The sequence below is a fragment of the Streptomyces sp. NPDC014907 genome (assembly GCF_055562975.1).
Map to the genome: position 1 here is coordinate 341,436 of NZ_JBVHEG010000003.1, position 14,846 is coordinate 356,281.

Annotated in this window: 12 protein-coding genes; 3 read left to right on the forward strand and 9 right to left on the reverse strand. The window is 75.0% G+C overall.

The window, feature by feature from the left end:
* Nucleotides 1-15: 15 nt before the first annotated feature.
* Nucleotides 16-1,863: a VWA domain-containing protein gene (locus ACZ3IL_RS10715; protein WP_467388716.1), complete on the reverse strand. Its 1,848-nt coding sequence runs from the start codon at nucleotides 1,861-1,863 to the stop codon at nucleotides 16-18.
* A 274-nt stretch (nucleotides 1,864-2,137) separates the two neighbouring features.
* Between ACZ3IL_RS10715 and ACZ3IL_RS10720 the strand changes: the two genes are divergently transcribed.
* The gene (locus ACZ3IL_RS10720; RefSeq protein ID WP_467388718.1) at nucleotides 2,138-4,216 is read left to right on the forward strand and encodes a PhoX family protein; all 2,079 of its coding nucleotides are present in this window, start codon (nucleotides 2,138-2,140) and stop codon (nucleotides 4,214-4,216) included.
* A gap of 36 nt (nucleotides 4,217-4,252) precedes the next feature.
* Here the strand turns inward: ACZ3IL_RS10720 and ACZ3IL_RS10725 are convergent, their stop codons facing one another.
* From ACZ3IL_RS10725 to ACZ3IL_RS10735, 3 genes are all read right to left on the reverse strand, one after another.
* Complete coding sequence (locus ACZ3IL_RS10725; protein WP_467388720.1) at nucleotides 4,253-5,242, reverse strand: hypothetical protein; 990 nt, start codon at nucleotides 5,240-5,242, stop codon at nucleotides 4,253-4,255.
* Between the two features lie 339 nt (nucleotides 5,243-5,581).
* A complete protein-coding gene (locus ACZ3IL_RS10730) occupies nucleotides 5,582-7,063 on the reverse strand; it encodes an APC family permease (RefSeq protein WP_467388722.1) in 1,482 nt (493 codons plus the stop codon).
* Between the two features lie 191 nt (nucleotides 7,064-7,254).
* A complete protein-coding gene (locus tag ACZ3IL_RS10735) occupies nucleotides 7,255-9,213 on the reverse strand; it encodes an FUSC family protein (RefSeq protein WP_467388724.1) in 1,959 nt (652 codons plus the stop codon).
* Nucleotides 9,214-9,351: 138 nt separating this feature from the next.
* Here ACZ3IL_RS10735 and ACZ3IL_RS10740 point away from each other — a divergent pair, with 138 nt between their 5' ends.
* Nucleotides 9,352-9,759, forward strand: a complete 408-nt coding sequence (locus ACZ3IL_RS10740; RefSeq protein ID WP_467388726.1) for a hypothetical protein — start codon at nucleotides 9,352-9,354, stop codon at nucleotides 9,757-9,759.
* Between the two features lie 154 nt (nucleotides 9,760-9,913).
* Here ACZ3IL_RS10740 and ACZ3IL_RS10745 read toward each other — a convergent pair whose 3' ends face one another.
* The 3 genes from ACZ3IL_RS10745 to ACZ3IL_RS10755 form a co-directional block, all read right to left on the reverse strand.
* The gene (locus ACZ3IL_RS10745) at nucleotides 9,914-10,150 is read right to left on the reverse strand and encodes a DUF2630 family protein (RefSeq protein ID WP_467388728.1); all 237 of its coding nucleotides are present in this window, start codon (nucleotides 10,148-10,150) and stop codon (nucleotides 9,914-9,916) included.
* Nucleotides 10,151-10,168: 18 nt separating this feature from the next.
* The gene (locus ACZ3IL_RS10750; RefSeq protein ID WP_467388729.1) at nucleotides 10,169-11,191 is read right to left on the reverse strand and encodes an endonuclease/exonuclease/phosphatase family protein; all 1,023 of its coding nucleotides are present in this window, start codon (nucleotides 11,189-11,191) and stop codon (nucleotides 10,169-10,171) included.
* Between the two features lie 75 nt (nucleotides 11,192-11,266).
* Nucleotides 11,267-11,743, reverse strand: coding sequence for a DUF7144 family membrane protein (locus tag ACZ3IL_RS10755; protein ID WP_467388731.1), 477 nt, complete (start codon nucleotides 11,741-11,743; stop codon nucleotides 11,267-11,269).
* A 217-nt stretch (nucleotides 11,744-11,960) separates the two neighbouring features.
* Between ACZ3IL_RS10755 and ACZ3IL_RS10760 the strand changes: the two genes are divergently transcribed.
* Nucleotides 11,961-12,962, forward strand: coding sequence for an alpha/beta fold hydrolase (locus ACZ3IL_RS10760; RefSeq protein ID WP_467388733.1), 1,002 nt, complete (start codon nucleotides 11,961-11,963; stop codon nucleotides 12,960-12,962).
* A gap of 45 nt (nucleotides 12,963-13,007) precedes the next feature.
* Here ACZ3IL_RS10760 and ACZ3IL_RS10765 read toward each other — a convergent pair whose 3' ends face one another.
* Entirely contained in the window at nucleotides 13,008-13,631 is a 624-nt protein-coding gene (locus ACZ3IL_RS10765; protein ID WP_467388735.1) for an FMN reductase, read from the reverse strand.
* A gap of 5 nt (nucleotides 13,632-13,636) precedes the next feature.
* On the reverse strand, nucleotides 13,637-14,728 hold the full coding sequence (locus ACZ3IL_RS10770) for an LLM class flavin-dependent oxidoreductase (RefSeq protein WP_467388737.1): 1,092 nt from the start codon (nucleotides 14,726-14,728) through the stop codon (nucleotides 13,637-13,639).
* Between the last annotated feature and the right edge of the window lie 118 nt (nucleotides 14,729-14,846).

Sequence of the window (14,846 nt, forward strand, 5' to 3'; positions counted from 1 at the left end):
GGAACCGGCCCGGGCCTACAGCTCCAGGCCGGCGAGCAGTCCCCGGTAGAAGGCGGCGTGCTCGGTCCCGGCGGGGTCCGTGCCCTGGAAGTACGCGGCGGTACGGGGCGTCCCGCCGAGCTTCCGGAGGTAGTCGAAGGCCTTGTTGTCCTCGTCGCCCCAGGCCACGAACCGCCAGTGCAGCGGACGGTCCGCCGCCTCGGCGAGCGCCTGCGTGGCGGCCGTCCTCGCGTCCGGCGCGCCGTCCGTCTGGAAGACGACGAGCGCCGGGCGGGCGGGGTCGGCCTTCGCGTGCAGGGCCAGGACCTCCTCCACGGCGCGGTGGTAGTGGGTGCGGCCCAGACGGCCGAGGGTGCCGTTGATCTCCTCCACCCGGGTGGGGGTGAGCGTGGCGGGGGTCAGCTCGGCGGTGCCGTCGATGTCCGTGGAGAAGAACACGGTCGTGACCCTGGCGTCGGGGTCGAGGTGCGCCGCGAGCGCCACCGTCTGCTCCGCGAGCCGCTGCACGGACCCGTCCTTGAAGTAGCCGCGCATCGAACCGGACCGGTCGACCACCAGGTACACGTCCGCCCGCGCCCCGGCGAGCCCCTGCTTCTTGAGCGCGGCCCCGGCGGCCTTGTAGGCGTCCACGAGGTGGGGGGCGGCGGCCTTGACCCGCGCGAGGGAGAGGGCGGGGGCGGCGGACCGGGGAGCGGCGGGAACCTCCGGCGCGGAGACCGCTTCCGCCGGGGCGGGAACGGCGGCCGGGGCGGGAACGGCGGCCGGGGTGGGAACGACGTACGGAGCCGGGTCGGCGGCCGGAGCCGGGTCGATGACCGGGGCCGGAGTGGCGGCCGGGGTCGGATCGGCGGACGGGGCCGGGTCGGCGGCCTCGGGTGCCGCGACGGGCTCCGGGGCCTCGACGGGCTCGGGTACCGCGACGGGTGCCGGGGCCTCGACGTGCGCCGGGGCCGCAGTGGGCTCCGGGACGACCACGACGGACTCCGCGACGGCCTCGGGGAGGGGGATGACGGCGGCCGCCGGAGCGGGGGCCACGACGACCTCGCGCTCGGCCGGGGCGGGAACGACGGCGGCCTCCGGAGCGGTGGCGGCCGGAGCCTCCACCTCGGGCCCGGCGCTCCGCTCCTCCGGAGCGGGGTCCTCCGCCGGAACGCCCCCGTCGACGGCGGCGGCCTCCCGCTCCGCCGCCTCGACCGCGGCCGAGACGGCGGGGTCCGTCACCTCCACGGCCGGTTCCGCTTCCTCGGCCGTTTCCGCGACCGGTTCCGTTTCCGCGACCGGAACGGCGACGGCGACGGCCGGCTCCGGTACGGCGACCGGCTCCGCGACCGCTTCCGGAGCCGCGGCGGTCTCCACGACCGCTTCCGGTTCCGGTTCCACGGCCGTCCTCGGCTCCGGGACCGTCTCCGGTTCCACAGTCGGTTCCACGGACGGCTCCGTGACCGCTTCCGGAGCCGTGGCGGTCCCCGTGACCGCTTCCTCGGCGGTCTCCGCGACCGGCTCCGCTTCCGCCGTCCTCGCCCCGGGCACCTGCGGGTTGCCGAAGGACGCCGCCACCAGGTCGTCCGCCGCCCGGCGGGCCGCCGTCCCCGGTTCCTCCGGAGCCGCCGGGGGCTCCGGGTCGCCCGGCGCCTCCACGGCCTCTCCGGTCACCGGCGTCTCCGGAGTCACCGGCGTAACGGGTACCTCTCCGGGCGCGGTCGTCTCCGCCGTCCCCGTGGTCACCGTCGCCTTCACCGTCTCCGGCGTCTCCGGTGCCTCCACCGCCTCCGGCGTCTCACGCGACTGGGAGGGGACGGAGGGTGCCGGGGAGTCCTCGCGGTCCCGGCCGAACACCTTGCGCAGCATGCTCCGAATACCCATGGGCGAACCCTTTCGCATGAGGTGGGGGTGCGGTGTGAATGTCCGTACCGGGCGTGTTTCGGGACCTTCGTCCCTGGCCACGGCGGATACGTAAGGTTAGCGGCCGTCCCCGGCGCCCTCCGTGGCCCGGTCGCTCCTCCGCCATCCCCGGTCGCCGCGCATTCATCGGGCGTTCACGCCGAGGCCGTCCCCGGGCCGGGGCGCGCACATAGCGTCACCGCCGAAGCCATCCCGACACCATGTCGGCGCAGACGGTGCGCCGGAGGAGGACGAAGTGCGCAAACTGCTGCCGCTGCTGAGCACGAACCCGCACGGAGGCGGCCGTTCCGCTCTCACCTGCCGGTACCGCTGTGGTGACGCCTGCTTCCACGAGGTGCCCAACACCAGCGACAACGAGTACGCCGGTGACCTCATAGCCGGTGTCCTCTCCCGCCGTTCCGCCCTCCGCGCCGCCGCCGTCGTGACGGTCGCCTCCGCCGTCGGCGGTGCCGTCGCCCTCGGTGAGGCCCCCGCCGCCGAGGCCCACGGCCCGGGCCACGGCCACGGGAACGGGCACGGACACGGCCACGTCCCCGGCAAGGCCGACGGCGCCCGCGGCCTCCGCTTCTCCCCCGTCGCGCCCAACACCGCCGACAAGGTCACCGTCCCCGCCGGCTACGCGCAGAACGTGGTCATCCGCTGGGGCGAGCCCATCCTGCGCGGCGCCCCCGCCTTCGACGCCGAGAAGCAGACCGCGAAGGCCCAGGCCGGCCAGTTCGGCTACAACAACGACTTCCTCTCCCTGCTGCCGCTGCCCGGCGAGCGCGGACGCCAGGTCCTCGTCGCGAACCACGAGTACACCGACGAAGTCCTGATGTTCCGCGGCTACGACCCGCAGAACCCGACCCGCGAGCAGGTCGAGATCGCCTGGGCCGCGCACGGCCTGTCGGTCGTCGTGGTCGAGGAGGAGCGCCGCACCGGCAGGCTCACCCCGGTCCCCCGCCACCACCTCAACCGGCGGCTGCACACCACGACCGAGTTCCGGGTCACCGGCCCCGCCGCCGGCTCCCCGCTGCTGCGCACCTCCGCCGACCCGACCGGCCGCAAGGTCCTCGGCACGCTCAACAACTGCGCCGGCGGCACCACCCCGTGGGGCACCACCCTCCACGGCGAGGAGAACTTCAACCAGTACTTCGCCAACGGCTCCAGCGCCACCGACAAGCGGTACGGCGTCGGCTCCGGCGCCACCGAGCGCAAGTGGGAGCGGTTCGACCGGCGCTTCGACCTCAAGCAGGAGCCCCACGAGGTCCACCGCTTCGGCTGGGTCGTGGAACTCGACCCGTACGACCCCGACTCCACGCCCCGCAAGCGCACCGCGCTCGGCCGCTTCAAGCACGAGGCCGCGCAGCCCCGCCTCACCGCCGACGGCCGCCCGGTCGTCTACATGGGCGACGACGAGCGCTTCGACTACTTCTACAAGTTCGTCTCCTCGAAGCGGATGAGGAAGGGGAACTCGCGGTCCGCCCGCGAGCACAACCTGACCCTCCTGGACGAGGGCACGCTGTACGTCGCCAAGCTGACCGGCGACTCCCCGGCCGCCGAGGTCGACGGCACCGGGAAGCTCCCGAACGACGGCGAGTTCGACGGCACCGGCGTGTGGATTCCGCTCGCCACCGGGAACGTCTCGCACGTCCCCGGCATGACCGCCGAGGAGGTGTACGTCTTCACCCGCCTCGCCGGCGACAAGGTCGGCGCCACGAAGATGGACCGCCCCGAGGACGTCGAGCCGTCCCCGCGCACCGGCCGCGTGTACGTCGCGCTCACCAACAACACCGACCGCGGCAAGGCCGGCAAGGCGGGCGCGGACGAGGCCAACCCGCGCAACCTCAACAAGCACGGGCAGGTCCTGGAGCTGGCCGAGAACTGGGACGACCCGGCCTCGGACGGCTTCGCCTGGCGCCTCTTCCTCGTCGCGGGCGACCCGGACGACCCGTCCACCTACTTCGCCGGCTTCCCCAAGGAGAAGGTCTCCCCGATCTCCTGCCCGGACAACGTCGCCTTCGACCCGCACGGCAACCTGTGGATCTCCACCGACGGCAACCAGCTCGGCTCGCACGACGGCCTGTTCGGCGTCGCCGTGCAGGGCGAGCGGCGCGGTGAGCTGAAGCAGTTCCTGACCGTGCCGAAGGGCGCCGAGACCTGCGGCCCGGTCATCCAGGACCGGCGCGTGCTCGTCGCCGTGCAGCACCCGGGCGAGATCGACGGGGCGTCCGTGGAGAAGCCCGCCAGCACCTGGCCCGACGGGCCCGGGAAGATCGTCCGCCCGTCGGTCGTCGCCGTCTGGCGCGAGGACGGCCGCGACATCGGCGTCTGACCCCGCGCGGTCGCGCGGCCCGGGGGCGGAGCGGTCTCACTCCGCCCCCAGGCCCTCCCGGAACCGCAGGAACTGCTCCTCCGGGTCCCCGGTGTACGCCCAGGGCACCCAGGTCGCCCGCCGGCCCAGCAGGCCGAGCAGTTCCCTGGCGATCTCCACCTGGCCCGCGTAACAGGCGGCGTGCGCGAGGAAGTTGAGGTCGCCGACCTCCTCGGGGGGCACCGGGGCGCCGGGTTCCCGGCCGCCGATCCACCGCGCGTGCGTGCGGCGCAGCTCGGTCACGGCCAGTTCGTGCTTCCAGTGCTGGTCGAAACCGCGCACCGGGCCCCGGCCGAGCGCCCCGTCCGCGATGTACCGGTACTCCTCGACCCGGGCCACCTGCACCAGGACCGGCAGCGGGGAGCCGGGCGGCGCGACGCCCGCCGCGTCGCGGGCGAAGTCGTACATGCTGCCGTGCGTGCCGTGCCACCGCGCCGACCAGTAGCGCAGCACCTGGATGTGCCCCTCGGTGTTGTACGGGTCGCGGCGGCGCAGCTCGTCGAACCAGTGGCGCAGTTCGCGGCGCGGCACCCCGCCCTCGTACAGCCGGGCCACGGACAGCAGCGACACCCACGGCACCGGGTCGGCGGGCGCCGCCCCGGCCGCCTCGCGGCAGGCGTCCACGGCCGCGTCGATCCGGCCCCGTTCGACGGGGACGCCCCGGCCTGCCGCGATGGCCGCGTCGAAGACCCGCACGACCTCGGTCGCGGCCCGCAGGACGGCGGCGTCCGGGTTGTCCGGCTCGGCGCTCCGCCAGGTCTCCACGGCGCAGCCGCCGGCGACGGCGTGCGACAGGAGCCGGACGCGGTGGGTGCGGCGCGCCCAGTCGTCGCCGGTCGCGGCGAGCAGGTCCCGCACGCCCTGCCAGCGGCCGATGACGATGTCGTGGCGCGCCTCGGTCAGCGCGCGGTCCCCGCAGTCCGGGTCGAAGGCGGGCGCGAAGCGCTCCGGACGCGCCGGGCGGCGGGAGCGGCGGCCTACGGCCATCGGGGTCCTCCTTCGGGGGCGGGGGCCGGGGAGCCGGGGGGGAGGGGGGAGGGCCGGCGGAGCACGGGTCCGGGCCGGGGCGAGGGCAGGGGGGGGTGATCGCGCCGGGTCGGGAACGGGGCTCGAACGTGGCCGCAGCGTATTCCACCCCCGGCGCGCACGGGCCCCGGCCCCCCTCGTCCCGGGGCGGAGCCCGGGGAGCCGCGAGGCGCCCGGGAGGCTGGACGCCGGTGCGGCGCCGTCCCCCCGTGTAGCGGCCCGTCCGGCTCCCCGGAAGCCGGGACCGGCGGATTATGAGTCCGCCGCCCGGGAATACGGCCGTTCCCGGGCCCCCGGCGGTCAGAAGTCCGTCGCGTAGCTCTTGTCGCGGGCACCCGTGCGGGCGCCCGGGGTGGCCGCGCCGGCGGCCTCGGCGGCGGCGAGGGCGCGGACGGCGTCCAGGCGGGCCGGGCGGCGGTAGTAGTCGCTGCCCGTCCTCCGGTGGATCACCATCGGGACCACGCCGAGGAGCAGGCCGCCGAGGCCGATGACGAGCGCGGTCGTGGAGAGTTCGCCGAGCGACTCGGCGAACGCCCAGAACATGAACGCCGAACCGAACAGCGGCCACAGACCGCCGATGACCAGGTTGGACACGGAGCGGAACAGGACCGACTTGTACGCGACGACGGCGGCGATGCCCGCGAGGCCGTAGTAGAAGGCGATCTGGAGGCCGATCGCGGCGACGGCGTCGCTGAGGACGCGCTGCACGGAACCGGCCGCCGCGGCGGCGGCGAACAGCAGCAGCGCCGCCCCGCCGACCGTGGCGACCGCGACCCACGGGGTGTTCCAGCGGCGGTGCACGGTGCCGAGCGCGGCCGGCAGGGTCCGGTCGCGTCCCATCGCGAAGAGCGAGCGGGTGACCTGGATGAGCGTGGTCTCCAGGGTGGCGACGGTCGACAGGAGCACGGCCCCGACGAGCAGTTTGCCGCCGACACCGGGCCACACCTCCTGGCCGACGACGGCGAGGACGTTGGGCCCGGCGGCCCGGATCTCCTCCGCCGTCAGCAGGAGGTTGACGGTGACGGTGATGGCCTCGAAGAGGACGAAGACGAAGCCGACGCCGACGAGCGCGGAGAGGCCCGCCGTCCGGCGGCTGTCGCGGGTCTCCTCGCTGAGGTTGCCGGTGACGTCCCAGCCCCAGTAGTAGAACGCGGCGATCAGCGCCCCGGCGGCGAAGCCCTGCGTCCCGTGGAACTGACCGAGGCCGAACCACGACCAGTCGAAGGCGGTGGCCCGGCCCCGGTGCGCCACGGCCGTGAGCACGAAACCGAGCAGGATCAGCATCTCGACGCCCGACATGACCAGTTGGGCCCGCACGGTGAGCCGGGCGCCGCCCAGCACGACGAGCAGCATCGCCAGGAACCAGCAGGCGCCGACCGCCGCCGCGAGCGGAGTGCTGTCGGCGAGGCCCGGGGCGATCAGGGAGAGCGTGAGGGTGCCGGCGGGCAGCGAACCGGCCACCATGAAGACGGTGGTGGAGAAGATCAGCGCCCAGCCGGAGAGGAAGCCGAGGAAGGGGTGGAGGGTGCGGCCCACCCAGGAGTACGCGGCACCGGCGTTGACGTCGATCCGGCCGAGCCGGGCGTACGCGAGGACGATGCCGAGCATCGGTATCGCGCAGTACAGCAGCGCCGCCGGGCCGCCGAAGCCGACCGCGCCGAAGAGGACGGCGGTGGTCGCGGCGAGCGAGTAGGCGGGGGCGCTGCCGGCGACGGCCATCACGATCGTGTCGAAGGTGCCGAGGACATTGGGCTGGAGCCCTCTGCTGGTGGTGGTGCGCATGGCGGGTCCTCGGGGCGCGGGGGCGAGGCAGGTCGAAGTGGCCCGCCCGCCGGGCCGGTCGACACCGGCGGCGGGCACGGATCACCGTGAATGGGCGCATCGTAGTCGCAGGGGCGGCTTCCGGTAACCGTGGTGGGAGGGTTCCGTTCCGTGACCGCCGGTACGTTCTCCCCCGCGCCCCGGGAAAGGGGTCACCGCAGGTCGGGACCGGCGATGCCGCGCGCGGCCCGGACCTCCTGGCGGAGCGGTTCCAGCACTCCGCTCTCGTCGCCGGGCAGTTCGGTGCGGACCTCCACGAGGGTGTCGCTCGACCGCAGCCCCTCGGCGAGTTCGCGCAGTTCCCGTTCCACCTCGGCCACTTCGGCCCGGTCGGGGGCGGGGGCGCCGTGGTCGACCCGGATGCGGGCGGCGGTCGTGGCGTCCACGATCCGCTCGACGGCGACGACCAGCGGCCACCAGGCGGCGGCGCGGGTGCCGGTCGGCGGGGGCTCGGTCAGCGCCCGCTGGAACTCGCAGCGGACCGCCGACAGGTCCCGGTAGAGCGCCCGGCGGGCCCGCAGCCGGGCGTTCGGGTCGGCCCCCTCCGTACCGGGGAACGCCCTGTCCACGTAGTCGGCGGCGTCGGAGACGGCGTCCGCGAGCCGGGCCCCGACCCGGGTGTGCCAGGACTCGGGCCAGAGCAGGTAACCGGCGACGAGGGTGATCCCGCAGCCGAGGAGCGAGTCGTAGAGGCGGGGCAGGACGAGGGCGGAGCCCTGGTGGTTGAGGACGTCGGACAGCAGCAGGATGACGGGGGTGATGGCGGCCGTCTGGAAGGCGTACCCCTTCGCGGAGAACGCCGGGATCAGGGCGGCGAGCACCAGCAGGACGGGCACGTCCCACCAGCCCCGGGGCACTCCGGAGAGGACGAGGGCGGCGAGGACGAGACCGAGGGCGGTGCCGAAGGCGCGGAGCACGGCCCGGGAGAAGACCGAGCCGAAGTCGGGCTTCATGACGAAGGTGACGGTGAGGGCGACCCAGTACGAGCGGGGCACGGGGACCAGCGACACGAGCGCCTGCGCCAGGCCGACGCAGAGCGCGAGCCGCAGGCCGTACCGCCAGGAGGCGCCGGAGAGGAGGACGGCGCGGGCGGTGCGCCGCACGCGGACGCGGAGCGCGGCGGGCCGGCCGAGCCGGTCGTCCCCGTCGTACGCGTCGGGTTCCCCCTCGTGGACGACGTTCGCCGCGTGCCGCAGGGCGTGGTCGACGGCCTTCTCGGAGGGGCGCTCCGGGACGGGCAGGTCCAGGACGGGGGAGCCGGTGCGGCCCTCCCCGACGGCGTCCGCGAGCTCCCGTACGGCCGCCGGGATCGCGGCGGGCAGCGGTCCGGAGAGCCGGGCCCGGAAGTGGGCGGCGGGCGCGGCCTCGACGAGGGGGACGACGACGTTCAGCTGGGCGAGCAGCCGGACCAGGGGCGAGGCGCGGCCGTGCTGGCGGGCGCGGCGGGCCAGGACCAGGTCGTAGGCCTGGTTCAGGGAGGCGGTGACGGCCTGCCGTCTGTCGTCGTACGCGGAGGTGCCTGCGGCCTCGTACAGGTCGGCCACCGCCCGGTAGGTGGCGGCGACGGCGTCCCGCTCGGGCGCGGCGCGCCGCAGCGGCCAGCCGAGCAGGGTGAGGACGAGGACGACGAGCCCGCCCAGGGTGAGCAGGACGGGCGCCGTCCACCAGGGGTCGGGCATGGGGAGCCCGGCGCCGACGACGGCGTTGAGGAGCAGGAGCAGACCGGAGACGGAGGCGACCGCGCCGATCGAGGAGATCATCCCGGAGACGAGCGCGACGGCGGTGAGGACGGCGACGGCGGCCCAGCCGTGCCCGAAGACGAGGGTGCCGAGGGTGACGCCGACGGCCCCGAAGAGCTGTGGCACGGCGATGTTGAAGACCCGCATGCGGTAGGCGTCGGCGGTGTCCCCGATGACCCCGGACAGGGCCCCCATGGACACCAGCGCCCCGTACGCGGGCCGGTCGGCGGCCAGCCCGACGGCGAGCGGCGCGGCCATCGCGACGCCGGCCCGGAGCACGGCGGCCCGGGGGACCGGCACGGGCGCGGGCCTGAGGCCGGCGGTCAGCCAGGCGGGCGGGGTGAGCCGTCCGGCTCCTTCGGTACGCGCCATGCCGTCCAACGTACTGTCCGGGCCGGCCGTCCGCCGGGGCGGGCCGGTCCGCCGGGCGGCGCGGGCGGGCCGTGACGTCCGTCCCGCCCCGCGCCCCGTCCTACGATGGAAGGCCGTCACGAGAAGAAATGAGCACGGATGCGTCCTCAGCGGTTCACCGACTTCGTGGTGGACGTCGTGAAGAACACCCCGTCCGCCGGGAGCGTGCGGACCCTCGCCGAGACGGGCGACACGAAGCACCCCTTCGGGGTGGTCGTCACCGTGGGGTCGGCCGAGCACCGGTGGCAGTTCACCGGGCTGCTGCCCGAGGGGGCCAAGCACGAGGGGTTCCTGGACGAGCCCGTCACCGGCGACCCGGTGCCGGCCGGGGAGGAGCCCCGGGCGGACGACACCCCGGAGGCGTGGCTCGCCGCCGCCCTCGCGCGGGCCGGGTCCGCGGAGATCTCGGAGATCGAGCGGTGGTCCGCCTCGTCCGACACCGGGGCCCAGGCGGGGCTGACCGTGTCGTTCCACAGCGGGGCCCGGATCTACGCCCGCGTCTTCTGACGCCCCGGGCGAACGGCCCCGGGCGGTTACCGGGCGAACGGCCCGGGCGAACGGTCCAGGGCGGCCCGAACGGCCCCGGGCCGGGCGGCCCCGGGCGGTTCCCGGTTCAGCGGCCCGGGCGGTTCCCGCTCCGGCGGTCCCGTCCCGGGCCGGTTCAGTTGCGGTAGGACTCCACCTCGGCCGCCGGGCGGAGCGTCTCCGTGTCCGGGTCCCCGCCGAACTCCGCCTTCGCGCGGCGCCTGCGCAGCAGGTCCCAGCACTGGTCGAGGCGGATCTCCACCTCGGTCAGCCGGGCCCGCTCCCCGGCGGTGAGGTCGCCCCCGCGCTGCCGCAGGGCGCGCTCCTCCTCCACGAGGGCACCGATGTCGTCCAGGATCTCCTCGTTGTCCATGTCTTCCAGCGTGGCCGATCAGCGCCCTTCCCGCAGGTCGAGATCGGCGAGCACGGCCCGGTGGTCGCTGCCCGCCAGGTCCAGGACCCGGAAGCCCACCGGGACGAACGGGCGGCCGGCCAGGACGTGGTCGATCCGGACGAACGGCGGGAGGGGGCCCTCCGCGGGCCAGGTGGGGACGCGGCTCCGCCCGGCCTGCCGGGCCGCGTCCCGGAGCCCGCCGGCCTCCAGGACCGCGCGGAAGGCCGCGTGGTCCCCGGACGCGTTGAAGTCCCCGGCGATCAGGACCGGTTCCCGTGATCCGGCGGCGAAGTCCGCGATCCGGCGCAGCTCCCGCTTCCACACGCCCACCTGGCCCGGCAGCGGCGGCATCGGATGGGCGAGCTGGACGCGCACGGAACGCCCGGCGATCTCGGCCGTGGCGCCCGGCATGCCCATCGTCGCCGGGACCACCCGCCGGTCGCGCAGCGGGTAGGAGCTCAGCAGGACGGAGCCCGACGAGCCGTCCGCCTCGACGGAGACGTGGTGGGGCAGTTCGGCGGCGAAGGCCCCGGTGAGGGCGCGTCCGCAGGCGCGGTCGCACTCGGAGACGTACACGAGCGACGGGCGTTCGCGCCGGACGGCGGTGATCAGCGCCTCCGTGGCCTGCCCGAACTCGACGTTCGCGGCCAGGACGCGGACCCGGGCGAGGAGCGCCCCGTGGTCACCGGTGGCCTCCGCCCGCGGGGGCAGGGCGCTCCAGCCGGTGGCGGCGAGGACGACGGCGGCCGCGAAGGAGAGGGCGCGGCGGCGGGCGGCGGCCGCGAGGAGCAGTCCGAGCCCGGCCGGCACGGCGAGCCAGGGCAGGAAGGAGAGCAGCTGCGGCACGGGCGTGACCGCGTCGGTGCCGAGGAGACGGCAGGCGGCGACCGGGGCGGGCACGGCGAGGAGCGCTCCGGCGGTCCCGGCGAGGAGGCGGTGCCTCCGCCGGAGGGGCGGCGGGGCCGCGTCCGCCGTGACGGGTCCGGAGGGGGAGGCGGCGAGGACGGGGTCGGGGGCCACGCCCCTCAGTGTCGCAGGGGCCGCCCGGGCGCGGGCGCGCCGCCGGACGCGGGCCCGGCGGCGCGCCCGCGATCTTCAGTACCTCTCGTCCGGGCCGTACGCGTCGTCCGACGCCAGGGCCCAGATCACGAAGATCGACACGGCCATGGAGAAGAGCGACCACCACGGCTGGTACGGCAGGAAGAGGAAGTGGAACAGGATGTTGAGGGAGGCGAGCGTGATGCCCGCGACCCGGCCCCACTCGGCGCCCTTGAGGATGCCGTAACCGGCGACGACCAGGACCACGCCCAGGATCAGGTGGATCCAGCCCCAGGCGGTGAGGCTGAACTTGAAGACGTAGTCGCCGACGCGGGTGTAGACGTCGTCCTCGGCGATTCCGGCGATGCCCTGGAAGACGTCCATGAAGCCGATGACCAGCATGAGGACGCCGGCGAAGAGGGTGCCGCCGGAGGCCCACGCCCCGGCGGTGCTCCGCTTGCGGGACGGGTCGGTGCTCTGTGCGCGGGGCGGGGCGGTGTTCCGGCCCGTGGCTCCGTCGTCGTTCTGGCTCATGTCCCCCATCGTGGGAGCGTCCGCCCGTCCGCGAACCTTCAGTTGAGCCGTACGGGTGAGGGGCCCCTTCTCCGGGGCCCTCGCGCGGGACGCCGTCCGGGGCCGCCGTCCGGGGCGGGCGCGTGCGGGAACGGCCGCACCCGCCTTGACGCGGGCCCCGGGAGGGAATCCAATCGACCGTCACGTCAGGGTGTGTTCCGATCGCACAGGAGTGCTCGTGGATCTGCGACGCGGTGGCCGGGCCCGGAAGGCCGACGACGGACCCCGTCCGGACCGGGGACGCGTCCCCCCGGGACCGGCCGGAACCCCGCACCGGGACGGAGCGGGGGACCATCCGTCCGGCCGCGTCGCCGGCGGAGGACCCGGCGCCCGGCGCATCACGTCCTTCGAGCGCGACGGCCTGGTCTTCGACGTCACCGACCGGGGCCCGCTCCACGGGGACGTCGTGGTGCTGCTGCACGGGTTTCCCCAGACGGCACGCTGCTGGGACGCGCTCGCGCCCCTGCTGCACGCGGCGGGGTACCGCACGCTCGCACCCGACCAGCGCGGGTACTCGCCCCGGGCCCGGCCGCGCGGCAGGTTCGCCTACCGCCTGTCCGCCCTCGTGGACGACGCCCTCGCCCTCGTGGAGGAGGCCGCCGCCGGCGGCCGCCCGGTGCACGTCGTCGGCCACGACTGGGGCGCCTCGGTCGCCTGGACCCTCGCCGCCCACCGCCCGGACGCGGTGGCCACGGTGACGGCCCTGTCCGTCCCGCACCCGGCCGCGTTCCTGTGGTCCCTCTTCACCGGCCGCCAGTTCCTGATGTCCTGGTACATGTACCTCTTCCAGATCCCCTGGCTGCCCGAGCTGGTCATCCGCGCACTCGCCCGGAACGCGGGGGACCGCGCCGCCGCCGGTCTGGTGGCCGGTGGCCAGACCGAGGCGGGGGCGGCCCGGATCGTGGAGTTCGCGGCGCGTTCGAAGGGGCTCACCCCCGCCGTCCACTGGTACCGGGCCATGGTGTTCGGCACGCCGGGGAGCCTGGCCCGGGTGACCGTGCCGGCCCTGTACGTCTGGAGCGACGGCGACGCCGCGCTGAGCCGCGCCGGGGCCGAACGCACCCGCAGGTTCGTGACCGGCCCCTACGCCTTCCACGTCCTGACCGGTGTCGGGCACTGGATTCCGGAGCAGGCGGCCCCGGAGGTGGCCGGACTCCTGCGGGTCCACCTCGCCCGGTGAGGAGCGGGGCGCCGTACGGCCGGGGCGGGCCGTACGGCGGTCCGGTCAGCCGAGGCGCAGACCCGCCAGCTGCTCCTCGAACGGCACGACCCCGTCCTCGTCCGCCGTCGGGGCGGGCCGGGCCGCCACCGCGTCCGCGAGCTCGTGTCCGGCCCGGGTGATCCGGGCCGGCAGCCCGTCGGCGTAGGTGTCGCCGCCGGAGCCCCAGTCCTCCGAGGCCGCGTAGACGGCGGTCGGGACGGTGAGGGCCCGCAGGTAGGAGAAGAGCGGCCGCAGGGCGTGGTCCAGGACGAGCGAGTGGCGGGCGGTGCCGCCGGTCGCGCCGATCAGGACCGGGGTGCCGGTCAGCGCGGCCGGGTCGACCAGGTCGAAGAACGACTTGAACAGACCGCTGTACGAGGCGGTGAAGACCGGCGTCACCGCGATGACGCCGTCCGCGCCGGTCACCGTGTCGATCGCCTCCCGGAGCCGCCCGGAGGGGAAGCCGGTGACGAAGTTGTTCGCGATGTCGACGGCCAGGTCGCGGAGTTCGACCACGTCGACGTCGACCGCGTACTCCCGCTCGGCCAGCCGGTGGCGGGCGGCCTGGAGGAGCCGGTCGGCGAGGAGCCGGGTCGAGGAGGGGCTGCCGAGGCCGGCGGAGACGGCGACCAGCTTGAGCGTGCGCATGGGGGTCAGACCTCCTTGGTGGCGGTGGCGGTGGCGGTGACGGCGGGGTGGAGCGGGGCGGTGGCGGGGACGCCGGCCGGGCGCAGGCTCTCGAACTCCTCGCGCAGCACCGGGACGACCTCCTCGCCGAGGAGGTCGAGCTGCTCCAGGACGGTCTTCAGGGGCAGTCCGGCGTGGTCGACCAGGAACAGCTGGCGCTGGTAGTCGCCCACGTACTCGCGGAAGGACAGGGTGCGCTCGATGACCTCCTGCGGGGAGCCGACGGTCAGCGGGGTCTCGCGGCTGAAGTCCTCCAGGGAGGGTCCGTGGCCGTAGACCGGGGCGTTGTCGAAGTACGGGCGGAACTCCCGCACCGCGTCCTGCGAGTTCTTCCGCAGGAAGACCTGGCCGCCGAGGCCGACGATCGCCTGCTCGGGGGTGCCGTGGCCGTAGTGCGCGTACCGCTGCCGGTAGAGCCGGACCATCTTCTCGGTGTGCTGCTTGGGCCAGAAGATGTGGTTCGCGAAGAAGCCGTCGCCGTAGTAGGCGGCCTGCTCGGCGATCTCGGGGGAGCGGATGGAGCCGTGCCAGACGAAGGGCGGGACGCCGTCGAGCGGGCGCGGGGTGGAGGTGAAGCCCTGGAGGGCGGTGCGGAACTTGCCCTCCCAGTCGACCACGTCCTCCCGCCACAGCTTGTGGAGCAGCGCGTAGTTCTCGATGGCGAGCGGGATGCCCTGCCGGATGTCCTGGCCGAACCACGGGTAGACCGGGCCGGTGTTGCCGCGCCCCATCATCAGGTCCACGCGTCCGTCGGCGAGGTGCTGGAGGGTGGCGTAGTCCTCGGCGATCTTCACCGGGTCGTTGGTGGTGATCAGGGTGGTGGAGGTCGACAGGATCAGGTTCTCCGTGCGGGCGGCTATGTGCCCGAGGAGCGTCGTCGGGGAGGACGGGACGAACGGCGGGTTGTGGTGCTCGCCGGTCGCGAAGACGTCGAGGCCGACCTCCTCCGCCTTGAGCGCGATGGCGACGGTGTTCTTGATCCGCTCGTGCTCGGTGGGGGTGCGGCCGGTGGTGGGGTCGGTCGTCACGTCGCCGACGGTGAAGATCCCGAACTGCATCGTGCTCACCTCTCGCGTTGCCGGGTGCCTTTCCCGACTAATGGTTGAACCTTAAACCATCATGTCCAACGGTGCGACCCCCCTCCCTATTCCGGACCCCTTCCCGCCCCGGCCCCTT